General features: G+C 63.8%; 20 protein-coding genes. 11 read left to right on the forward strand and 9 right to left on the reverse strand.

Translation table 11 applies throughout. From position 1 onward, the window contains the following. Window positions 1-262 precede the first annotated feature (262 nt). A complete protein-coding gene (locus tag Q3C01_RS02225; protein ID WP_458143467.1) occupies window positions 263-790 on the forward strand; it encodes a carboxymuconolactone decarboxylase family protein in 528 nt (175 codons plus the stop codon). Between the two features lie 25 nt (window positions 791-815). Further along, on the forward strand, window positions 816-1118 hold the full coding sequence (locus Q3C01_RS02230; RefSeq protein WP_458143468.1) for a nucleoside triphosphate pyrophosphohydrolase family protein: 303 nt from the start codon (window positions 816-818) through the stop codon (window positions 1116-1118). Window positions 1119-1123: 5 nt separating this feature from the next. Here the strand turns inward: Q3C01_RS02230 and glsA are convergent, their stop codons facing one another. Continuing rightward, window positions 1124-2971, reverse strand: a complete 1848-nt coding sequence (gene glsA, locus Q3C01_RS02235) for a glutaminase A (RefSeq protein ID WP_458143470.1) — start codon at window positions 2969-2971, stop codon at window positions 1124-1126. 144 nt (window positions 2972-3115) lie between these two features. Continuing rightward, window positions 3116-3391, reverse strand: a complete 276-nt coding sequence (locus tag Q3C01_RS02240; RefSeq protein WP_458143471.1) for an acyl-CoA carboxylase biotin carboxyl carrier protein subunit — start codon at window positions 3389-3391, stop codon at window positions 3116-3118. A 43-nt stretch (window positions 3392-3434) separates the two neighbouring features. Here Q3C01_RS02240 and Q3C01_RS02245 point away from each other — a divergent pair, with 43 nt between their 5' ends. Together Q3C01_RS02245 and Q3C01_RS02250 are read left to right on the forward strand one after the other, a co-directional pair. Continuing rightward, window positions 3435-4406 (forward strand): IclR family transcriptional regulator, encoded by a 972-nt coding sequence (locus Q3C01_RS02245; protein ID WP_458143473.1) that lies wholly within the window; start codon window positions 3435-3437, stop codon window positions 4404-4406. Further along, window positions 4336-5895, forward strand: coding sequence for an acyl-CoA carboxylase subunit beta (locus Q3C01_RS02250; RefSeq protein ID WP_458143474.1), 1560 nt, complete (start codon window positions 4336-4338; stop codon window positions 5893-5895). Before Q3C01_RS02245 ends, Q3C01_RS02250 begins: the two co-directional genes overlap by 71 nt. A 51-nt stretch (window positions 5896-5946) precedes the next feature. On the opposite strand, the gene Q3C01_RS02255 is transcribed toward Q3C01_RS02250, so the two are convergent. Beyond that, complete coding sequence (locus Q3C01_RS02255) at window positions 5947-6165, reverse strand: hypothetical protein (RefSeq protein WP_458143475.1); 219 nt, start codon at window positions 6163-6165, stop codon at window positions 5947-5949. A 65-nt stretch (window positions 6166-6230) separates the two neighbouring features. Then, on the reverse strand, window positions 6231-6950 hold the full coding sequence (locus Q3C01_RS02260; protein WP_458143476.1) for a PspA/IM30 family protein: 720 nt from the start codon (window positions 6948-6950) through the stop codon (window positions 6231-6233). Between the two features lie 144 nt (window positions 6951-7094). Between Q3C01_RS02260 and Q3C01_RS02265 the strand changes: the two genes are divergently transcribed. After that, a complete protein-coding gene (locus Q3C01_RS02265) occupies window positions 7095-7631 on the forward strand; it encodes a LemA family protein (RefSeq protein ID WP_458143478.1) in 537 nt (178 codons plus the stop codon). Between the two features lie 35 nt (window positions 7632-7666). Next, on the forward strand, window positions 7667-9616 hold the full coding sequence (locus Q3C01_RS02270; RefSeq protein ID WP_458143479.1) for a M48 family metalloprotease: 1950 nt from the start codon (window positions 7667-7669) through the stop codon (window positions 9614-9616). A 210-nt stretch (window positions 9617-9826) separates the two neighbouring features. On the opposite strand, the gene Q3C01_RS02275 is transcribed toward Q3C01_RS02270, so the two are convergent. Then, window positions 9827-11002, reverse strand: coding sequence for a patatin-like phospholipase family protein (locus Q3C01_RS02275; RefSeq protein WP_458143481.1), 1176 nt, complete (start codon window positions 11000-11002; stop codon window positions 9827-9829). A 231-nt stretch (window positions 11003-11233) separates the two neighbouring features. Here Q3C01_RS02275 and Q3C01_RS02280 point away from each other — a divergent pair, with 231 nt between their 5' ends. The 3 genes from Q3C01_RS02280 to Q3C01_RS02290 all read left to right on the forward strand — a co-directional run bounded on the left by Q3C01_RS02280 (window position 11234) and on the right by Q3C01_RS02290 (window position 14588). Then, on the forward strand, window positions 11234-12016 hold the full coding sequence (locus Q3C01_RS02280; RefSeq protein ID WP_458143483.1) for an acetoacetate decarboxylase: 783 nt from the start codon (window positions 11234-11236) through the stop codon (window positions 12014-12016). A gap of 126 nt (window positions 12017-12142) precedes the next feature. Beyond that, entirely contained in the window at window positions 12143-13159 is a 1017-nt protein-coding gene (locus tag Q3C01_RS02285; protein ID WP_458143484.1) for a transporter, read from the forward strand. Between the two features lie 130 nt (window positions 13160-13289). Next, entirely contained in the window at window positions 13290-14588 is a 1299-nt protein-coding gene (locus Q3C01_RS02290; protein WP_458143485.1) for a carbohydrate porin, read from the forward strand. A 13-nt stretch (window positions 14589-14601) separates the two neighbouring features. Here Q3C01_RS02290 and Q3C01_RS02295 read toward each other — a convergent pair whose 3' ends face one another. The 3 genes from Q3C01_RS02295 to Q3C01_RS02305 form a co-directional block, all read right to left on the reverse strand. After that, window positions 14602-15900: an MFS transporter gene (locus tag Q3C01_RS02295; RefSeq protein ID WP_458143486.1), complete on the reverse strand. Its 1299-nt coding sequence runs from the start codon at window positions 15898-15900 to the stop codon at window positions 14602-14604. Window positions 15901-16011: 111 nt separating this feature from the next. Beyond that, entirely contained in the window at window positions 16012-17202 is a 1191-nt protein-coding gene (locus Q3C01_RS02300; protein ID WP_458143488.1) for an acetyl-CoA C-acyltransferase, read from the reverse strand. A 277-nt stretch (window positions 17203-17479) separates the two neighbouring features. Further along, window positions 17480-18250: an enoyl-CoA hydratase gene (locus tag Q3C01_RS02305; RefSeq protein WP_458143490.1), complete on the reverse strand. Its 771-nt coding sequence runs from the start codon at window positions 18248-18250 to the stop codon at window positions 17480-17482. 156 nt (window positions 18251-18406) lie between these two features. Here Q3C01_RS02305 and Q3C01_RS02310 point away from each other — a divergent pair, with 156 nt between their 5' ends. Together Q3C01_RS02310 and Q3C01_RS02315 are read left to right on the forward strand one after the other, a co-directional pair. Further along, entirely contained in the window at window positions 18407-18946 is a 540-nt protein-coding gene (locus Q3C01_RS02310) for a PaaI family thioesterase (RefSeq protein ID WP_458143492.1), read from the forward strand. Window positions 18947-19005: 59 nt separating this feature from the next. Beyond that, complete coding sequence (locus Q3C01_RS02315) at window positions 19006-19623, forward strand: TetR/AcrR family transcriptional regulator (protein WP_458143494.1); 618 nt, start codon at window positions 19006-19008, stop codon at window positions 19621-19623. 109 nt (window positions 19624-19732) lie between these two features. Here the strand turns inward: Q3C01_RS02315 and Q3C01_RS02320 are convergent, their stop codons facing one another. After that, window positions 19733-20641, reverse strand: a complete 909-nt coding sequence (locus Q3C01_RS02320) for a LysR family transcriptional regulator (protein ID WP_458143496.1) — start codon at window positions 20639-20641, stop codon at window positions 19733-19735. Between the last annotated feature and the right edge of the window lie 38 nt (window positions 20642-20679).

Below are 20679 nucleotides of genomic sequence, written 5' to 3' on the forward strand. Positions count from 1 at the left end.
TCATGCCGTTTACTCCCTAGACTTGGGCGTGACTCATCGTTGCGCGCGCTGCGCAAACGACGGTCATGTTTTTTTACTCGGAACACCCCACTTCGAGTATTCGCTGCGATTTGTCCCCACGCGGCGAATATCGACGGTTGCAAAGGTCGTTCAGCAATAAGGCGGCAATTTGACTCGATAATGTTGCTCTTGCGTCGGCGCAAGAATAGTCTTGAGAAACTGCCCGTAAGAGCCGCTACAAGAGCAATACCCAAGGTGACTGATGGCCCGTATCGACTACGCCGATCCTTCCAAGGCGTCCGAGCGTACCCGCGATATCCTCGCCAAGAATCGCAACGCCAATATCTTCCGCATGATGTCGCATTCGCCCGATTATTTCGTGCAGTATTGCCGGTTGGGCGGCGCGATCCGGAGCCGGGGCGAGCTTGACCCGATCGTGCGGGAACTTGCGATCACGCGGACCGGGATTCTCTGCGAGGCGCCTTATGAAGTCATCGCGCACAAGCGCATCGGCAAGAATGTCGGCGTCACTGACGAGCAGAACGAGGCGCTGTCCGACTGGCAGGCGGCGACGTGTTTTACCGAGACGCAGCGCGCGGCGCTCGCGTTCACGGATGAAATCGTCAAGCTCAACAAGCCGACGAATGCGACGTTCAAGGCGATCGCCGCAAAGCTCACGCCGGGTGCGCTGGTCGAATTGCAGCTTTCGGTCGGCTTCTACATCATGACATCGAAGTTTCTTGAGACGTTCGAGATCGATCTCCAGCCGGTGACGGAGGTCGTGGGCTGATCCAAAAAAACGGCGAGGAATGCCGATGACGATCGATGAATATGCAGCCTGGGCCGCGACGATTGCGAAAGTCGATGAGCACCCGACTAATGAACGTTTATCCTATCTCGGGCTTGGCCTCGCCGGCGAAGCCGGAGAGGTCGCCGAGCATATCAAGAAGCTGTTGCGCGATAGCTGGCTCGACGAGGCGGGACTCGTCGATGAACTCGGCGATGTCATCTATTACTGGGCCTGCTTGTGTGCGGCGACCGGCCAGAAGCCATCCGAATTGCTCAAGGCAAGCGCAGCCAAGATCAACAGGCGCCTGCGTGAGGCGGCGAGCCGCTGACGGCGCTACGTCGACGTCAGGATGTCCACCTTGGCGTTAGCGACGATCAGCCGATCGGCGAGGAGTTGCGCGAGGTTGCGCATGATGCGTTCGCTGGCATGCGGATGCTGCTGACGAAAACGCTCGAAATCCTTCAGCGGCACCTCGAAGGCGGTCGCCGCCATATCGGCCAAGACGTCCGCGGAGCGGGTCGATTCCAGCAACGCCATTTCGCCGAAAGCCATGCCGGCCGTCAGCGTTGCCAGGCGGACGCCGTCGGGCAGCGTGACGTGCACGGCGCCGCTGCGCAGGAAGAACAGGGAATCGGCGGGATCGCCGGCCGCGACGATCCTTGCGCCGGTCTGATAGGTGCGGATCGTGCAGAGCGAGCCGAGGTCGGTCAGCTCTTCCTCGCTCAGGCCCGCAAGCAGCGGCTGCTCGACGAGCTCCGTGGTCTCGTGAAAATCGATCGCGCCGCCATAGCGATAGACGATCTGGTCTTCGGCCCATTCGATCGCGGTGTCGAGCAGGTAGAAGTCGCGAACGTTCTTCAGCGTTGCCGTCCATTCGCGAAGCGTGGTCCATTCCCGCGAGGTGCGCTGGACGCCGGACAGGACCACAGTGACATTCAGCGCGGCGAGATCTTCGAAGGCCTCCGCCACGAGCCGCGCGCCAGCGCGTGTGGTCGAGGTAACGCGATGCAGGTCGAAGATCACGAGCTGTGGCCGCGGCCGCGCAGCGAGCCGCCGCGAGACGTAATCGACGGCGGAGAGCGACAGTGTGCCGACGAGCTCGATGACCCGTACCTCCTCCTCATGGGCAGCGAGGATCTCGCGTTCTCCGAGGCGGCGGACGCGGCGCGACGGGATCTGGCCGATGTGATAGTCGGCGATGACCGCGTTGCGCGCGTCGTCGCTGCGGTTGAGCATGTGCAGGTCATAGTGAGACGACAGTGTCTCGCAGACCTTGATGCCGCGTACGCTGTTGCCGTGCTTGTCGAGCTTTGGCGAATAGCTGCCGAGGCCGAGTCTGGCGGGGAGCGCGGCGAGGATGCCGCCGCCGACACCGCTCTTGGCGGGGATGCCGATACGGTAAATCCATTCGCCGGCATAATCGTACATGCCCGACGACGTCATCACCGACAGCGTCCGCGAGATCGCGTAAGGAGTCACCACCTGCTCGCCGGTGACCGGATTGACGCCGCGGTTGGCAAGCGTTGCCGCCATCACCGCGATGTCGCGCGCGGTCACGAGCACCGCGCATTGACGGAAATAGACGTCGAGCACTTCAGCGACATTGTTCGCGATCACCGCATTGGTTTTCAAGAGATAGGCGATGGCGCGGTTACGGTCGCCGGTCTGGCTTTCGGACCTGTAGACGGCCTCGTCCACGTCCAGCTCGCGCCCGGCGAAGCGACCGAGTGCCTTGCGAATCTCCTCGAACGCCGCCTCGCCCTTGCCCTCATGGATCAGTCCCGTGCAGGCGATCGCGCCGGCATTGACCATCGGGTTGAACGGGTGGTTCTCAGCATTGAGCCGGATCGAGTTGAAGGGATCGCCGGAGGGCTCGACGCCAATCGCGCTCTCGACCCGCGCAGCGCCCAGCATATCGAGCGCCAGCGCGAACACGAATGGCTTCGACAGAGACTGGATCGTGAAGGGCACCCGGCTGTCGCCCGCTTCGTAGACATGGCCATCCAGCGTCGCAAGACTGATGCCGAAATGGGCAGGATCGGCCTTGCTGAGCTCGGGGATGTAGTCGGCGACCGCGCCGGAGGCCTCAGTGGCGAATTCGGCGTAGCAAGTGTCGAGGAACCGCAGCAAAGGCGGCTTCGATTGTGTCCAGGAGCTGGCAGGTGATGATAGCGGTGTCATGCCCTCCTTGTGCAACGCCATCAGGGCACACGCAACCGGTCTGGAAGAGCGCGAGCCGCCGAAAATTCGGTCACTAGCGACTCGACGAAAGATTTCATCCATCAGTTCGAGCAGATTGCCACGATTGCGATGCTGATTGCGGCTTCAGCTCGCAATGATCGCGATCGCCTGGCCTTCGGCGACGACGTCGTCCAGCTTGACGAGGAGCGATGTGATCGTGCCTGCCGAAGGTGAGGGCACCGGGATCTCCATCTTCATGGCTTCGACGAATGCAACGTCGTCGCCATCCGTAATACTTTTCCCAACTTCAACGGGAATCGCGCAGATGCGCCCTGCGACTTCCGCGACGATCTTAATTTCTGGCATGCCAATCGCCTTTTTGTTGTCGTCGCAAGATGCCTGAGGTAGCGTGCCCTTCAAGCGGAATTTAATTCCGCAGAGCGAAACACAACTGGTAGGGAACATGGGACGACGATCGGAGCGATTGAGTAGGCAAGGCGTGCTCGCGGGCGAGGCCGGCGAAAGTGACGTCATCCAGGTGGTGTCGCGCGCATTCGATGTGTTGCGATGCTTCGAGGGCCACGAGGCGCGGCTCGGAAATCTCGAAATCTCAAACCGCTGCGGCCTGCCGCGCTCGACGGTGTCGCGGCTCACGCATACGCTGACGCGCATGGGGCAGCTGGTTTATCTGCCGCGCGATCAGAAATACCGGATCGGGCCGAGCGCGGTCGCAATGGGCGCCTCGATGATGAAGGGCGCGCAGCTGCGCAACCTCATCCGCCTGCGGCTCGAGGATGTCGCCGAGCAATTGCCGGGGACGGTGGGCTTCGTCATCCCCGATCGGTTCCATCTCGTCTATCTCGAGTTCGCCCGCTCGGCGAGCGCGCTCGGCCTGCACGAAGGAACCGGCAGCCGGATCGCGATGGCCTCGACCGCTGCGGGGGCCGCTTATACGGCGGCGCTGCAGCCGGAGATCGGCGATTCCCTGGTTGCGGAGATGGAGCGCGAGGCGCCGGAGGCGGCCCGGCTGCTGAAGCCGCGCATCGAGGCCAATCGGCAGTTCCTGCGCGAGCATGGCTATGTCGTGGCCTGCGGCCTGTGGAGCCCGCACATCAACGGCGTCGCGGTGCCGATGTGGTCGCCGCAATATCAGACAGTCGTGGTGGTCACGATCGGTTTGTTGGCAGCGATGTATGACGAGGAGCGGCTGCACAGCGAGGTCGCGCCGCTGATGGTCAAGCTCGGCAAGGCGGTTGGCGACCTGCTCGAAGGCGCCGAAGGCGACTTCCTCAACAACCGTCTCGAGCGCAAGCCGATCGCGATGGCCGTGCGAAACAACAAGCCGATCGCGCCGGAGGGACTGAATGAACTGGAAGCCGGAACTCGACGAGCTCGCCCGGCGCGAAGCCTTCGCGCGGGAGATGGGCGGCGTTGACAAGGTCAAGCGACAGCATGACCAGGGCCGGCTGACTGTTCGGGAGCGCATCGACGGGCTGATCGACAAAGGCAGCTTTCACGAGATCGGTGCCGTCTCCGGCATCGGTGAATACGATGCGCATGGCGAGCTCAAGCATGTGACGCCGGCCAACTGCGTGTTCGGCCGCGCCAGGGTCGACGGACGCACGGTGGTGGTGGTCGGCGACGATTTCACCGTGCGCGGCGGCTCGGCGGATGCCTCGATCTCCGCCAAGCCACTGATGGCGGAGGAGATGGCGCACGACTTCCGTCTGCCCATCATCCGCATCATCGAAGGCTCCGGCGGCGGCGGCTCGGTCAAGACGATCGAGACCAAGGGCGCGGCGAACCTGCCGGGCGGCATCGGCGGCACGCGCTGGTACCGCTTCACGACGGAGAACCTCGCGCGCGTGCCCGTCGTGGCGCTGGGGCTCGGTTCGGTCGCAGGCCTCGGCGCCGCGCGTCTTGCCGCCAGCCACTATTCCATCATGACCAAGGCGTCCGCGATGTTCGTCGCAGGACCGCCGGTGGTGAAGCGCCTCGGGCAGGATCTGTCCAAGCAGGATCTCGGCGGCGCCGAGATCCAGACCCGCGCCGGCGCGGTCGATCATGCCGTCGAGACCGAGGCCGAGGCGTTCGCCTGCGCGCGGCGCTTCCTGTCGTATCTGCCAGCGTCGGTCTACGAATTGCCGCCGACGCTGCCTTGCCATGACGATCCGGAACGCATTGACGAAGCCCTGACGAAGGCCGTGCCGCGGAGCCGCCGGCAGGTCTACAAGATGCGCCCCATCATCGAGTCCGTCGTCGACAAGGGCTCGTTCTTCGAGGTCGCCGGCAATTTCGGCAAGCCGGTCATCGTTGGCCTCGCGCGGCTCGAGGGCAGGGCGGTGATGCTGCTCGCCAGCGATCCCTTTCACTATGGCGGCTCATGGACCGCCGATGCCTGCCAGAAGGTGGTGCGCTGGGTTGACTTCGCGGAGACCTTTCATCTGCCGATCGTCTACCTCATGGATTGCCCGGGCTTCATGATCGGGCTGGACGCCGAGAAGGCGGCCACCATCCGCCACGGCGTGCGCGCCATGGCCGCGGTCAACCAGACCACGGTGCCCTGGTGCACGGTGATCCTGCGCAACGCGTTTGGCGTAGCCGGCGTCGTGCATCAGCCGGCCGATCGCTTCTCGATCCGCTACGCCTGGCCGTCGGCCTATTGGGGCTCGCTGCCGCTCGAAGGCGGCATCGAGGCGGCCTATCGCGCCGATATCGACGCGGCCGAGGATAAGACGGCGAAGCTGAAGGAGATCGAGGAGCGCCTCAACAAGCTGCGCTCGCCGTTCCGCTCGGCAGAAAAGTTCTGGGTCGAGGAGATCATCGACCCTCGCAAGACGCGGTCCCTGCTGTGCGAGTTCGCGAGGCTGGCGGAGCCACTCAGGACGCCGGGCCCGCCTGCGAATATGACGATCAGGCCGTGACGCAAAAGGCTGTTGCGCCACGGAAAACTTCGTTCTGACGGCGATTGAACTTTACTCGCCCCGCGCTTTCGCGAAAGCGCGACGGCCCCGCCAGAACATGAAGGCGGCCATCGCGCCAATACCGATTAGGCTTGGCAAGCTGCCCCCGATGCCGGAGGCAATCGCGGCAAAGCCCCAGATGATCGCAAAGAAGAAACAGAACAGGCCAATGACGGCCTGTCCGCTGCGGCGCGCGACGCCGACGCCCGTGGTCGCGACTGTTGAAGTCATGCGGATCGTTCTGACGGCTGCGCCCTCGTCGATCCGATCCCATGATGCTGGCGGTTTGCGGATCATCAGGCGGCCTGACCGGCTTTCAGCGCGGCCAGCCGTTCGGCCACTGTCGCGCTCTTCTGCATGCCATCAATCTCGGCGACGCGGTTGATCGTGCTTGCGTCGGTGCGAGTGAAACCTACGCCGCCGGCCCCGACCATGGCGCGATCAAAGGCCTGTTCGGCCGCATCGAGCTTCTTCTCTGCGGAGCGGTTAGGCTGAGCCGGGCCATCGCCGCCAAGCGCAGCCTGCCGCCGCGAAATCAGGAAGGCCTGCAGAGTGTCCTCCATCTGACGCTTGCGGGCGTGCAGCGCGGCGAGACTGTCTTCCAGACGCTTCTCCAGCTCACGCGCCTGTTCCTGCACGGCGTCCAGCTTCTTGGCCTGTGCTTCGAAATCGATCTGGCGGGACAACGCGGCTTCGGCGAGATCATCCCGCTGCTGGTTCACGGCGAACTGGGCCTTGGCGGTGAGCTCCTCGACACGCTCGCCGAGCATCTTCTGCTGACGGGCGGCCTGCAGCCGGCGCGCCATCGTGGATTCGAGCTCCGCTTTCACCTGATCGATCGCACGATCCGCCTCGCGGATCGCCTCGCGCATCACGGCATCGCTGCCGGCCTGCTCCATACGGTCGACAGTGTCCTCGACGGTCGCCGACAGCAGACGGGACACACGCGCGAAAATCGATTCAGCCATGACAAAACCCCTGTGTGAAAATCCGCGTCGAGTAGACACCCGATTCATTTAAGGTGGCCTTATGCTTTTCAGCAACTTTTAGCTGTTTCTTGCAACGTTTCCGCAACCGCCTGACGCTACCTTGGGATGCACCCCAAGGGAGAGCGGGTCATGCTATTGACGGTCATATTTATTTGCCTGGCGACATTATTGATGACGATTGCGATACCGGCCTACGTCGCCTATGCGACGCATAATCGTCTGGTCGCGCTCGATCAGCGCTGCGAAACTGCGTTCGGCGACATCGACGTTCATCTCAAGCATCGCCACAATCTGATCCCGCCATTGGTCGAGACGGTGCGCGGTTTCGTCAAACATGAAAGCGACATTCTGCTCGGCGTCACCAAGGCCCGCGCCGAGGCGCTCTCTGCAGCCGGCCCGGACGTGCGGCTCAGCGCCGAGAACAATCTGACGCAAACCATCAACGCCCTGATCGGCATGGCCGAGCATTTTCCCGAGCTCAAGGCGTCCACGCACTTCGCCGAGCTGCGGCGCGAGCTCGTCGACGCCGAAAATCGCATCACCGCCTCGCGCCGATTCTACAACCTCGCCGTCGAAGAATACGCCACCACGCTGCGCCAGTTTCCCGGCAGCTATATCGGCCGTCTGTTCAAGATGGACGCGCGCACGCCCTACGATCTCGGTATCGAACGCGTTCTGATCGACGAACCTCTCGCGGTCAATTTCTGATCGAAGACAGATTCGGAAAGACATGGGATATCGCCATGGCGGTTAACGGGCTCTATGGCCACGTCCGCAGCAATGATACGCGCTCGCTGGCGCTGTTCGCCGGCTTTGTGCTGGCGTTTCACCTGCTTGCCATGCTGGCGCTGCTTGTGCCGTTGGCCATGCACGATCCGGAGCATGCGCCGCTCTATGGATGGACCGGCTATTTCATCCGCTGGGTGCCGGTCGTCACGATCGTCGGCGCCTTGCTGTTTGCGGCGCAGATGGCATGGCACGTCCGCACCATCAGGCGGAAAACGGAATTTCGCTTCGTGGACGATCAGGACGAGCCGCGGCTCTGCCGTATCGTCGAACCGCTGACGATCGCGGCCGGCCTGCCGACCCCCTATGTCGCCGTCATCGACAGTCCGGCGCTGAACGCGTTTGCCTGCGGAATCCGGCAGAAGGATGCCGTGCTGGTCTTCACCAAGGGCCTGATCGACGCACTTGACGACGATGAGCTCGCGGCGGTCGCTGCGCATGAAATCATGCACGTGGTCAACGGAGACATCCGGCTGATCGCGGCCACGAATGTCTGCCTCGATACGCTGAGCCTGCTGCAGCCTCGCAGCAATGGGAAGCAGGCCAACCGGATCTCGCAGGCTTTGGCACTGCCGGTCTTGGCTCTGGTATTTCCGATGATGGTCGTGCTCTTTCTCATCGTCTCGTTCCTGCACCGTCTGGCGCATGACGGAAGTCACCTCGTGCGGCTGCTGATCGCGTCGGCACGCGAATTCATCGCCGATGCGGAAGCCGTCCGGCTGACCCAGAATCCTGCCGCGCTCGTCTCGGCGCTGCAACGCATCGAGGGGCGCAGTGCAATTCCGGGGCTCGCGGCCGGCCAGGACGCCATGATGATCGACGGCGCGCACAAGGGAGCTTTCGCCACCCATCCCACGATCGCCGAGCGGGTCGCCGCGATCGTCTCCGTCACCGGTTCGATGGCCCTGATCGCGCCTGCGCGGCGCGACACGAGGCCGCAGACAGTCGGCGCCGCGGCCAGCTTCGGTCGCCGACCGTCGTCTGCTTTCGATGTCACACGTCTGCGCAGTTCACTGCACGAGGCCAGTCTCGAGACCTCAGAGGCTTCGTTCGATGCCGAGTTCAACCGGTTCGGGCTGACGCGCGAGACGACGGTGGGAGCAGTCATCGCGATCGGGCTGTTTCTGTGGGCCCACAGCGCCGACCTCACCAGGCCCTCCGCGCTCGTGCAGGCTCTCGACCCCGGGTCGCTGCGAACCGTTTTCGCGGCGGCAGGAGAGGGGGCGCGTTGCCAGAGACAGGGAATCGGCGGGGCCTTGTTCGGGAGTGCGCCGCCAAGTGGATGCGACCAGGAACCGATCGAGGACATGCTCGCGGCCCGCAGTCACGAGGCCGGCATCTTCGGAGCGCTGATGAAGAAACTGCGGCCGGATATCCCCTTTGGCCCCCAAGAGAGCGGGGTCAAGAGACGGCCGAACGGAACGTTCAGCAATGTCGCGACGGCGGATGAGCAGATTGCCGAGGTCCGGCGGGGCCGCTGCTTTCAGACCGACCGCTATGCGGTTGGCGACCGCGGCCTGCATTACGTCACGGAGGTGCCAAAGGCCGGCGAAACGATCTCGCTGCCGCGCTATCTGGATGTGAGTGCCACCGCCGCCCGGCTCGCGAGCGAAGCCGGCCCCGCCGGCCGCGACGCCATGCTCCTGCAATATTTCAAGACTCGCAAAAGCCTCGGCGAGGTCATCCATCGCTTCTTCGGCGAGCCCGGTCTGATGGTTGCAACAACGGCCTATGCCAACTCGGACCACCAAGCCGCCATCGCCGTCTTGCGCCAGCGCCTGGCCGATCCCGGCTTCGGATCCGCGCTAACGCCTTTGGAGCGGGCGGAAATCGAGCTGCTCGCCAGCGACCCGCTGGATTTCGTGTCCTGCACCGCCCGTCGCGGACGCCCAGGCAAGGACGCTTGATGTGGAGCGGGGCTCTAGGGCAAGAGCGTCATGCGCAATGCCCTGTGATGCCATAATACCCCCGATTTGCCCGACGTCACATAATTTCGTAAAATGCGAAGATCGTCCCCGCCGGCCGTCGGCTACTGTGCATGGGGTTGTTTTCACACTTTTGGTCGGAGCTTCCCCAAAGGGGGCGCGCTCCTGCACGCGCGAAGGCGGTTTCAGGCCTTACGCGCTCTCCGTCTCGCGGTGCACGTCGTGGACGACCAGGCCCATGCCTTCCTCGGGCATCTTGATCCAGTCGCGGCGCTTCAGCGTGCGCTTGGTGTCCTCGTAGCCGCTCGTCCAGTGCTCGCGCATGGAGGTGCCGGAGAATTCGTGGTCCTTGGCGTCGCCCTCATAGGCCTTCTGCTGATAGATCAAATGCAGGATCGCGATCTCCGGCATGTTGCGCAGGCTCGCCTTGAGCTGGCGTTCCTCTTCGGACAATTGCTCGTCGGGAAGCTTCGCCAGCGCCTTGTAGAGCAGGACCTTCAGATTGTGCGTCCGGCGGTAGACGTCGGTGTTGTGGCGCGTGCGCGAGGAATACATGATGTCCTTGTGGCGGGCCATGACGTCCTGGATCGAGCGCGGCAGCACGCCGCGCGCGCTGAACAGGTCGACCTGGAACACCAGCGAGTTGAGATCGTCCTCCTGGTCGAGCAGGTGCTGGAGCGGCGTGTTCGAGACGATGCCGCCATCCCAGAAATGATCTGTGCCGATCCTGACCATCGGCAGCGCCGGCGGCAGCGCGCCGGAGGCCATGACGTGCTCGGGGTGGATCTCATCATGGGCATTGTCGAAATAGATGAAGTTGCCCGACAGCACGTTCACCGCACCGACCGCGAAGCGGATCTTTTTTTCGTTGATCAGGTCGAAGTCGACGAGCTCGCGCAAGCTGTCGCGCAAGGGAGTCGTGTCGTAATAGCTGGTTGCAGTCCTGGCGCCGACCGGGCTGAACCAGGGATTGACCTGGTGCGGGGTGAAGAAGCCCGGCTGGCCCATCGCCGACGTCATCCACGCGCTGGTGAGATTGCGCCACTGGCGGAAGACGTCGCCATCAGGCGTGTAGTGCCAGATCTTGCGGTTGGTGATGCGCTCCCAGAAAATGCGAAGCTGATCGAGCCGCTTCTCCGGCTTGTTGCCCGCGATGATGGCTGAGTTGATCGCACCGATCGAGACGCCGCAGACCCAGTCGGGCTCGATGCCGGCCTCATGCAGCGCCTGATAGACGCCGGCCTGGTAGGCGCCAAGCGCGCCGCCGCCTTGCAGCACCAGCGCGACGCGATCGCAGCGCTCGGGCCGCCAGCCCCGCGAGGGAGGCTGATTTGTCTGATATGTCGGTTGCGACGTGCGGGCGTCCATGGCGCTGTCTCCCTGCCTCGCCCGGACGATTGCGCCCCGCAATGACGGCGTGATGACAATTGCGGCGCCGATGCATCGCGGACATGCAGGCCCATCGCGCCGGGAATGACGGAGGGGTCACGCGCCTGACGGAAATCCATCACATCGCAGTCAATGACGGCGGCTAGCAATTCACGTTAGGCTTGCAGCTGCCAGGCGGACATCACACCAGCGTCACACAGGAGATCAAAGATGCGCAGGGAAGACGTTCTGAGACTCCCGTCCATGCCGGCCGCCGGACCGAGCTATCCCGCTGGTCCCTATCGCTTCATCAACCGCGAATTCCTCGTCATCACCTACGAGACCGATCCGGACCTGATCCGCGCCGGCCTGCCTGAGCCGTTGGAGCCGATCGACCAAGCGATCGTGCATTACGAATGGATCAGGATGCCGGACTCCTCCGGCTTCGGCAGCTACACCGAGTCCGGTCTGGTGATCCCCGCGCGCCTGCACGGCGAAGAGGTGAACTTCGTCTCACAGATGTATCTCGACGATGATCCGCCGATCGCGGCGGGGCGCGAAATCTGGGGCTTTCCCAAGAAGTACGCTCACCCCAAGCTCGAGATCGTCAAGGATACCCTGACCGGCACGCTGGAATATGCCGGTCAGCTCGTCGCCATGGGTACGATGGGCTACAAGCACGAGAGCATGGCCGGCAACGGTGATCTCACCCGCGCCACGCTGTCGAAGACACAAATCAATCTGAAGATGATCCCAGGCGTCGACGGCCAGCTCGAGGTCTGCCAGCTCGTCGCGATCAACCTCACCGACATCGTTCCGAAGGGCTCCTGGATGGGGCCCGGTCGCCTGCACCTCGTGCCCCACGTCAATGCGCCGGTTGCGGATTTCCCGGTCCGCCGCGTGGTCGGCGCGCATCACTATATCGCCGACCTGACCCTGCCGTTCGGCCGCGTCGTGCACGACTACATCAAGGAAGCCCAGGCGGCGGCCGCGACGGGGTTGGCCGCGGAGTAGGGCGGCGGATCTCGTCGGCTCGTATCATCAAACTGTAACACTGGTGTAATCCAATTAAGTACCCGCGAAGGTCGGGAGGAGGCAAACAGCCCCCCGGACCTGGGCTGCATTGACGTGGGGGTGAGCATGGTTGAGCAAGTAACGCTTGCCAGCGTAACGGATGATTCTGCGCTGGCTATTCCCGGCCTGGTCTGGGCGTTCCGCCTGCACAGTGACGGCAGCGCTGAGGCGCTGCCGATCGACCAGCCGATCGAGTTCAGCCATGATGGCCGGCTCTGGCTGCATTTCAATCTGACCGATGCGCGGGCGCGGCCGTGGATCGCGGCCTCCGGCCTGCCGCCGCTCGCGCGCGAGCTGCTCCTGTCCAAGGACACGTTTCAGCAGCTCCACGTCATCGATGACTGCGTCTACGGCGTGTTTTCCGACCTCGTGCGCGACATCGAGAGCCCGACCGAAGAAACCGCGTTCCTGCGCTTTGCGATGACCGGACAGCTTCTGATCAGCGGTCGCCATCAGGCGCTGTGCTCGGCCGATGCGACACGTCGGATGCTCGAGGGCGGCTACCGCGTCGCGAATGTCGCAGCTCTCTTGGAGAAGATCGTCGACGAGGTCGCCGACACCATGGACCGCATGGCCGACAGGATTGGTCAGGACATCGACGGCATCGAAGAAAAGATCGCGGCCGATGATGCCAAGCCGGAGATGCGCAGCATTCTGAGCCGGCAGCGTCGCACTTGCGTCCGGCTGCATCGCCAGTTGACGGGACTTCGAATCCTGTTTCATCGACTTGACCAGAAGCATGGCGACGATCTGCCCCCGGAGTTGCGAATTCAGGCTGGCAAACTCGCGCAACGCCTGGACGGCCTTGACCACGACATTGTTGAGCTCCGTGAACGGACCCGCCTGCTGGAGGAAGAGCTGCACTTCAAGAATGAAGAAGAGAGCAACCGGCATCTTCATACGCTGTCGATCGTGACCACGCTGCTGCTGCCGCCGACACTGATCACCGGAATCTTCGGCATGAACACCAAGGGCCTGCCGCTGACGGACGTCGAGGAGGGCTTCATCTATGCGGCCTGCCTGATGGTCGCCTCTGCGGGCCTCGCCTATTACTTCATGCGGCGCATGGGCATTCTCAAATAGCACGCGATCCGGGTTCAACCATGTGTGCAGAGTAATGTCTCCGTTGCGAAGTGTGCTCGCAATCGTGACGGCGTGCCTTGCAGGCGCGTGGGCAAGCACGAACGCATTCGCCGGTGCCAAGGATGAGAGCGTGGCAGATTGGTTGACGCCAAAATGGTTCAACGACTGGCACGATGGGCTCGCCAACAAGGGCCTGAATTTCGGCCTCACCTATATCGGCGACAACATCGGCAATGTTTCCGGGGGCGTCGCACGGGGCGCCATCCATTTCGGTCGATTCGATTTCTCCGTTGACGCCGACCTCGACAAGCTCGTTGGCTGGACGGGTGGCCGCTTCTACGCCAACGCCTTCGAGATCTACGGTCGCGGGCTGACGCGCAACTACATCTACAATCTCGCCACCATCAGCGAGATCGAGGCGTTGCCCGACACCAGGCTCTACAACGCCTATTTCGAGCAAAGCCTGTTCGACGGCAGGTTGAACATCAGGGTCGGCCAGCAGGCGGCGGACGTCGAATTCTTCGACAGCGAAACGGATGACCTCTTCATCAACGGCACCTTCGGCTGGCCGGCAATCAAGGCCACCAACCTGCCGGCGGGCGGGCCAGCCCCGCCGATTGCGGTGCCGGGAATTCGCGTCAAGGCCGCGGTTTCGGACAACGTGACCCTCTTCGGTGCCGTTTTCAACGGCAATCCGGCGCGGCCCGGTGACGGCGATCCGCAGACGCGCGACAATCATGGACTGGCGTTTCGCGTCAATGATCCGCCGTGGCTCATCGGGCAGGTTCACTTCGACTATCATCTCGATATCGGTGGGAGCTCGCTCGCCGGCAATTTCACGCCCGGTGGCTGGTATCACCTTGGCGATTTCAACAGCCAGCGCTTTACAGCCGAGGGCCTTTCTATCGCCGACCCCACCGGGAGCGGCATCCCGGCCAAGCTGCGCGGCAACTATGGAATCTACGCGGTGGTGGAGCAGACCCTCTGGCGGCCGCCGGGGGTGACCGAGAAAACCGTCTCCGCGTCGATACCGGGCGTGACGGCGTTCGGCCGGATCGCCTACAGCCCGCCTGACCGCAACCTGATCGACCTCTATCTCGACGGCGGCGTCGGCTTCGTCGGCTTTACCCCCGGCCGCCCCCTCGACCGGTTCGGGGTCGGGATGGCCTATATGCGGATATCGGGCTCTGCCCGAAGCCTCGATGTCGACACGCAGTTCTTCAGCGGAATCCAGAGCCCCGTGCGCAGCAATGAGACCCTGCTTGAAGTGATCTACGAGGCGCACATCAAGCCGGGCTGGCTGCTGGCCCCTTATTTCCAATACGTGTGGCGGCCGTCCGGCGGCATCCCGAATCCAAATGACCCGACCGGCGTCTCGCGCATCGGCGACGCCGCAGTGTTCGGTCTGACCACCACGCTGAAGTACTAGATCCGCACCACCATCATTTGCTGGCTGCCAGTGCCATCGCAGGCTTCGGCTGTCGCGCGAGCGCCAGCACGATCAGTGATGCGAAGATGCAGAGCGCGCCGGCGATGAAGAAGGCGGGCAGATAACTCGCGAGCAGCGTCCGCGACAGGCCGGCGCCAAAGGCGGCGGAGCCGGCGCCGAGCTGGTGGCCGGCAAAAATCCAGCCGAACACCAGATTGGCGCGCTCGGGGCCGAATTTCTGCGCCGTCAGGCGTACCGTCGGTGGCACGGTGGCGATCCAGTCGAGACCGTAGAACATTGCAAACAGCGACAGGCCGTAGAAGGAGAAGTCGCTGAACGGCAGGAACAGCAGCGAGAGCCCGCGCAGGCCATAATACCAGAACAGCAGCCAGCGATTGTCGTAGCGGTCGGATAGCCAGCCGGACATGATGGTGCCGAAGAAGTCGAAGATGCCCATCGCCGCGAGCAGGCTCGCGGCCTGCACCTGCGGGATGCCGAAATCGAGGCACATCGGGATCAGATGGACCTGGACGAGGCCGTTGGTCGAGGCGCCGCAGACGAAGAAGGTCGCAAACAGGATCCAGAACGCACTGGACGTCGAAACATCGCGCAGCGTGCCGAGCGCAACAGCCGTGATCGGCGCGTGGCTGACCGGCGGGACGGGCAGGGGCTCGCTGCCCTCGTCGCCGAACGGACGCAGGCCCACGTCGCTCGGGCGGTCGCGCATCGCGAGCGCCACGGCGGTTGCTGAGACGCCGAGCATCACGCAGACGAAGCTGAGGGCAAGGCGCCAGCCGAAGCGTTCGGTGAGACTGGCAAGCAGCGGCAAGAATACGAGCTGCCCGGTGGCGACGCTCGCGGTCATGATGCCGACCACGAGGCCGCGCCGCGCGGCGAACCAGCGCGTGGCGATGGTGGCCCCTAACACCAGCGCGGTCATGCCGGTGCCGATGCCGATCACGACGCCCCACAGCAGCATGAGCTGCCAGACCTTCGTCATCGCGAGCGAAGCCACCAGCGCCGAGACGACGATGAGCTGCGCAGTAAGCGTCACGTTGCGCAGGCCGTAGCGGTTGAGGAGAGCGGCCGCGAACGGCGCCATCAGACCGAACAGGATGAAGCGGATCGAGAGCGCCGAGGAAATCTCCGCGGTGCTCCAGCCGAATTCCTTTTGCAGGGGCACGATGAACACGCCGGGGGCGCCGACGGTGCCGGCGCTGATCAGCGCGGCGAGGAAGGTCACGCCGACCATCACCCAGCCGTAGTGGATGTTGCGGCGGCCGAGTGCTGCCGCGAGCCGGTTCGAAATCATTGGGCCCCAACCTTACCTGGAGGATTTAGAGCGACCTGCTCGAGCCTGGCATTCTGACACGACTCGCGCGCGTCTAAAATGACAGACTTCCCTCAATTTCGGACATTCTGCCTAGTGCGCAAAACGTTCCACCGCGATCGCAGTGGCTTCGCCGCCACCGATGCACAGCGCCGCAACGCCGCGCTTCAGATTTTGCGCTTCCAGCGCATGCAACAGCGTCACGATCAGCCGCGCGCCGGTGGCGCCGATGGGATGGCCGAGGGCGCAGGCGCCGCCATTGACGTTGAGCTTCTCTCTGGGAATACCGAGGTCGCGCTGCGCGGCCATCGCGACAACGGCAAAGGCCTCGTTGATCTCGAACAGGTCGACGTCATCGACACCCCAGCCGACCTTGTCCAGCAGCTTGCGGATCGCCGGGATCGGCGCGGTGGTGAACCATTGCGGCTCCTGGCTATGGGTGGCGTGGCCCTTGATCTCGGCCAGGAGCGGCAGGCCGCTGCGATCGGCCAGCGCGCGCCTTGTCAGCACGAGGGCGGCCGCCCCGTCGGCATTGGCAGATGAGGCCGCCGGCGTGATGGTGCCGTTGGCGCGGAACGCCGGCTTCAATCCGGGGATCTTTGCCGGATCGACCTTCAGCGGATGCTCGTCATTGGCAATGATGCGGGGACCGGCCTTCTCGCTGAGCGTGATCGGTGCGATCTCGGCCTTGAACGCGCCGCTCTCCACCGCCTTGCGCGCGCGGCTGAGCGTCTCCATCGCAAAGGCGTCCTGATCCTTGCGCGTGAACTGATAGGCTTCTGCGGTGGCCTCGCCAAAGTCGCCCATCGAGCGGCCGGTCTCGTAGGCATCCTCCAGCCCGTCCATCATCATGTGGTCGATGATGCGCTCATGGCCGGCGCGGTAGCCGCCGCGCGCCTTCGCCAAGAGATAGGGCGCGTTGCTCATGCTCTCCATACCGCCTGAGACGACGATCTCCGCGGAACCTGCGCGGATGATGTCGTGCGCCAGCATGGTCGCCTTCATCCCGGATCCGCAGACCTTGTTGACGGTGGTCGCGCCGGTCGCATCGGGCAGGCCCGCCGCGCGCGCTGCCTGGCGGGCCGGCGCCTGGCCTTGGCCGGCGGGCAGCACGCAACCCATGAAGACCTCGTCGACCTTCTCCGGCGCGAGTTTTGCGCGTTCCAGCGCGGCGGAGATCACATGCGAGCCGAGCTTGTGCGCAGCGAGCGGCGACAGTTCCCCCATGAAGCGGCCGAGCGGGGTGCGGGCGGCGGAAACGATGACGACGGGATCGGTGGCCATGGCGGGCTCCCTGGAATAATCTTGTAAGATTATGATCATCATATGATGCGCTGCAAAAAATGCAACTGTGCCAGTCATGACAAATTGTCGTGTGTAGGATGAGATTTTTGGAGGCCGCGTTTGCCGCATACCTGAGCTCGCGCCCCACACCACGCCGTCATCACCCGCGAAGGCGGGTGATCCAGTGTTCCAGAGGCAGTGCAAGGATACGGAGAGGCCGCGGCGTACTGGATGCCCCGCCTGCGCGGGGCATGACACCCTTAATGCCGAGACAGCCTTACCGTTTCCGGTTGACGAACTCCTGCATCAGTCGCGTCGGCTCGTCCGTCAGAAACGACTCGCCGAACACCTTGACGCTGAGGTTGACCGACTCGGTCAGCGGCAATTCCTCCCATTGCCGCAGCAGCGCCTTCTGCGACCGCAGCGCTTCGGGGCCGCAGGCGAGCAGCGCCTTCACGGTGTGCTCGACCGCCTCGTCGAGTCCGCCCTCCGGGGCGACCTTGTCGACGAGGCCCCAGGCGAGCGCCGTCGACGCATCGATATTTTCCGCCGTCATCACCAGCCAGCGCGCGCGGCCCCAGCCGATCAGGCGTGGCAACAGCGCCGCATGAATCACCGAGGGAATGCCGACGCGGACCTCCGGCATGCCGAAATGCGCATCATGGGCAGCGATCCGGAAGTCGCAGGCCGCCGCGACCTCGAGCCCGCCGCCGAGACACCAGCCCGGCATTCGCGCAACGACCGGGGCAGGGAAATTGCGTACGGCTTCGCAGAGATCGCGCAGGCGAGAGATGAACGCCTCGGCAGATGTTTGGTCGAGATTTGCCATCTCCTTGATGTCGGCGCCCCCGATCAGGCTCTTCTCGCTCTGGCCGCGCAGCACCAGGACGCGGATGCTGCGGTCAGCGGCGAGGCGTTGCAGGCCGTCGCGCATGGCTTCGGTGACCGGCGAGCTCAAGATGTTGAGCGAGCCGGCGTTACAGATCGTGACATAGACGACGCCGCGCGCATCGCGCGTCACGCCGCAATGGGGATTGAGCATTTCCATCGTGGGAACTCGAACGTTGATGGACACGGGTGCGGGGCGCACCGGTCAGCGTCACTTCCGGTCCGAAACCCGCGCTTGTCAAGCGGTGGAGGGGTCGATTTGCCAACAGCGAAATCCGCTCTATAGTATGATGTATGTAATACAAAAGAGGCCGTCATGACTGCATCCGATACGTTCGAGCTGTTTTCGCCAGCGCTCCGGCGCGAACGGGTGGTGGGCTGGCAGGCGCCGGCGCCGGTCGCCAAGGCTGCCATGGGACTATCCGGCATCGAGGCCATGGAGGCGATCCGCGACGGCCGGCTGCCCGGTCCGCCGCTTGCAATGTTGATCGGCTTCACCATGGCGGTGGTCGAGCCGGGCCGGATCGTCATGGAACTGGAGCCGCGGGAGGATCTCGAAAACACCATCGGGCTTCTGCACGGGGCGACCGCCGCGGCGCTGCTCGATACCGCCATGGGCTGCGCGATCACGACCAGGCTGGAAGCCGGCCAGGGCTCGGTCACCCTCGATCTGAAACTGACCTTCCTGCGTCCGCTCTCGGTCCGCTCGGGACTGATCTCGGCCGAAGGCAGGGTGATCAAGCTCGGACGCCAGACCAGCTACACCGAAGGCTTCGTCCGCAACGGCAAGGGCGACCTTGCGGTGCACGCAACGGCGACCTTTGCAATGATCGGCAATAACCTGACAGCGAATTAATGCACCACTTTCGCAGGTGGCGTGTTATTAAATGATTTCCGACATCCAATGAGAACGGCATGCGCTATTCCAGGGAACACAAGCAGGAAACCCACGACCGCATTGTGAAGAAGGCGTCCGTGCGGCTGCGCGAGAAGGGTGCCCACGGCATCGGCGTCGCCGACCTCATGAAGGAGGCGGGCCTGACCCATGGCGGGTTCTATGCGCATTTCGATTCCCGCGAGGCGTTGGTGATCGAGGCCTTTGCCTATGCCATGGACCGATCGATGGATCACTGGCGCAAGATGACGGGCGAGGTCGCTCCCGAGAAGCGGCTGACGCTGATCGCGGAGAGCTATCTCTCCGCGCTGCACCGCGACGATCCCGGTCATGGCTGCTCGATCCCCGCGCTCGGCGCCGAGATCGCCCGCGAGAGCCCGAAGACGCGCAAGGCCTTTGCCGGCAAGCTCGACGAGATGATCGAGATGCTGGCCGATCACGTCACCGGCGTGCCGCGCAAAGCCGCACGCAAGCAGGCCATCGCGACGCTTGCGACGATGGCGGGCACCATGCTGCTGGCACGGATTGCCGGCTCGAGCGAGCTCTCCGACGAGGTGCTGAAGGCGGGCAAAGATACTGCACTCGAAAGTGCGCGTCGTGAACCGGCGGCAAAGAAGGCCCGCGAAAGGCAGAACTAGGCGGGATGCCGTAGGGTGGGTTAGCGAAGCGTAACCCACCACTTATCTCTTCGCGGAAAGGAAAGAGGTGGGTTACGCTTCGCTAACCCACCCTACGAATCCTACGAGCTCATCGCCCCGCGAACAACGCCCGCTCGCGCTCAACGATCTCACAGATGTAATCGGCGACCGCGCGGATGCGCGCGAGATCCTTGCTGTCGGCATGCATCAGCATCCAGAAGGTGCGGGTGATCGAGATCTCCGCAGGCAGGACCGGTTTGAGCTGCGGATAATCTGCTGCCATGAAATGCGGCAGCACGGCGATGCCGAAGCCGGCGAGGGTGGCGTTGAGCTGCGCGATCAGATTGGCGCTGCGGAAACGCGCGGAAATCTTCGGTGACACCTGCGGCAGATAGTCGAGCTCCGGCGTGAACAACAGCTCCTCGATATAGCCGACGAACCGATGCTGCGGCAGCACCTCGCGCGAGGTGATCTCTGGGAAGCGGTCGAGATAGGCGGGGGCAGCATAGAGCCCGAGGCGGTAGTCGAGCAGCTTGCGGCCGACGATGCGGCCTTCCTTTGGCATGGTCAGGCTGATGGCGATGTCGGCCTCGCGCTTGGAGAGGCTGAACAGCCGTGCCGTAGCCACAAGTTGCAGATCGAGATCGGGATACCGGTCCGCAAACGGTGCGAGCCGCGGCGCCAGGAACGCGGTGCCGAACCCGTCGGGCGCGCCGATCCGCACCGTGCCGGTCAGTCGCGCGAGCGAGCCGCCGACCTGCTCCTGGTTGGCGACGATGGTCGATTCCATCGCCTCCGCACTGTCGGCGACGCGCTGGCCGGCCTCGGTGAGCAGGTAGCCGGTCTTGCGCCGGTCAAACAGCTTTGCCGAGAGATGCTTCTCGAGCCGGTCGACGCGGCGGATCACCGTCGCATGGTCCACACCGAGCTGTTTTGCCGCAGCCGACACCGAGCCGCCCCGCACGATGGCCAGCACGAAGCGGAAGTCGTCCCAATCGATCGCGCCTTGATCCAGCATTTTCGCACATCTATGGTGCAATATCTCAGACTTGAATC

The organism is Bradyrhizobium sp. UFLA05-109, assembly GCF_054185165.1.

Excerpts from the sequence above, each read along its gene's own strand:
- Q3C01_RS02225 (WP_458143467.1), top strand. The coding sequence starts at position 263 with ATGGCCCGTATCGACTACGCCGATCCTTCCAAGGCGTCCGAGCGTACC.
- Q3C01_RS02230 (WP_458143468.1), top strand. The coding sequence starts at position 816 with ATGACGATCGATGAATATGCAGCCTGGGCCGCGACGATTGCGAAAGTC.
- glsA (WP_458143470.1), bottom strand. The coding sequence starts at position 2,971 with ATGACACCGCTATCATCACCTGCCAGCTCCTGGACACAATCGAAGCCG.
- Q3C01_RS02245 (WP_458143473.1), top strand. The coding sequence starts at position 3,435 with ATGGGACGACGATCGGAGCGATTGAGTAGGCAAGGCGTGCTCGCGGGC.
- Q3C01_RS02250 (WP_458143474.1), top strand. The coding sequence starts at position 4,336 with ATGAACTGGAAGCCGGAACTCGACGAGCTCGCCCGGCGCGAAGCCTTC.
- Q3C01_RS02255 (WP_458143475.1), bottom strand. The coding sequence starts at position 6,165 with ATGACTTCAACAGTCGCGACCACGGGCGTCGGCGTCGCGCGCCGCAGC.
- Q3C01_RS02260 (WP_458143476.1), bottom strand. The coding sequence starts at position 6,950 with ATGAATCGGGTGTCTACTCGACGCGGATTTTCACACAGGGGTTTTGTC.
- Q3C01_RS02265 (WP_458143478.1), top strand. The coding sequence starts at position 7,095 with ATGACGATTGCGATACCGGCCTACGTCGCCTATGCGACGCATAATCGT.
- Q3C01_RS02270 (WP_458143479.1), top strand. The coding sequence starts at position 7,667 with ATGGCGGTTAACGGGCTCTATGGCCACGTCCGCAGCAATGATACGCGC.
- Q3C01_RS02275 (WP_458143481.1), bottom strand. The coding sequence starts at position 11,002 with ATGGACGCCCGCACGTCGCAACCGACATATCAGACAAATCAGCCTCCC.
- Q3C01_RS02280 (WP_458143483.1), top strand. The coding sequence starts at position 11,234 with ATGCGCAGGGAAGACGTTCTGAGACTCCCGTCCATGCCGGCCGCCGGA.
- Q3C01_RS02285 (WP_458143484.1), top strand. The coding sequence starts at position 12,143 with ATGGTTGAGCAAGTAACGCTTGCCAGCGTAACGGATGATTCTGCGCTG.
- Q3C01_RS02295 (WP_458143486.1), bottom strand. The coding sequence starts at position 15,900 with ATGATTTCGAACCGGCTCGCGGCAGCACTCGGCCGCCGCAACATCCAC.
- Q3C01_RS02300 (WP_458143488.1), bottom strand. The coding sequence starts at position 17,202 with ATGGCCACCGATCCCGTCGTCATCGTTTCCGCCGCCCGCACCCCGCTC.
- Q3C01_RS02305 (WP_458143490.1), bottom strand. The coding sequence starts at position 18,250 with ATGGAAATGCTCAATCCCCATTGCGGCGTGACGCGCGATGCGCGCGGC.
- Q3C01_RS02310 (WP_458143492.1), top strand. The coding sequence starts at position 18,407 with ATGACTGCATCCGATACGTTCGAGCTGTTTTCGCCAGCGCTCCGGCGC.
- Q3C01_RS02315 (WP_458143494.1), top strand. The coding sequence starts at position 19,006 with ATGCGCTATTCCAGGGAACACAAGCAGGAAACCCACGACCGCATTGTG.
- Q3C01_RS02320 (WP_458143496.1), bottom strand. The coding sequence starts at position 20,641 with ATGCTGGATCAAGGCGCGATCGATTGGGACGACTTCCGCTTCGTGCTG.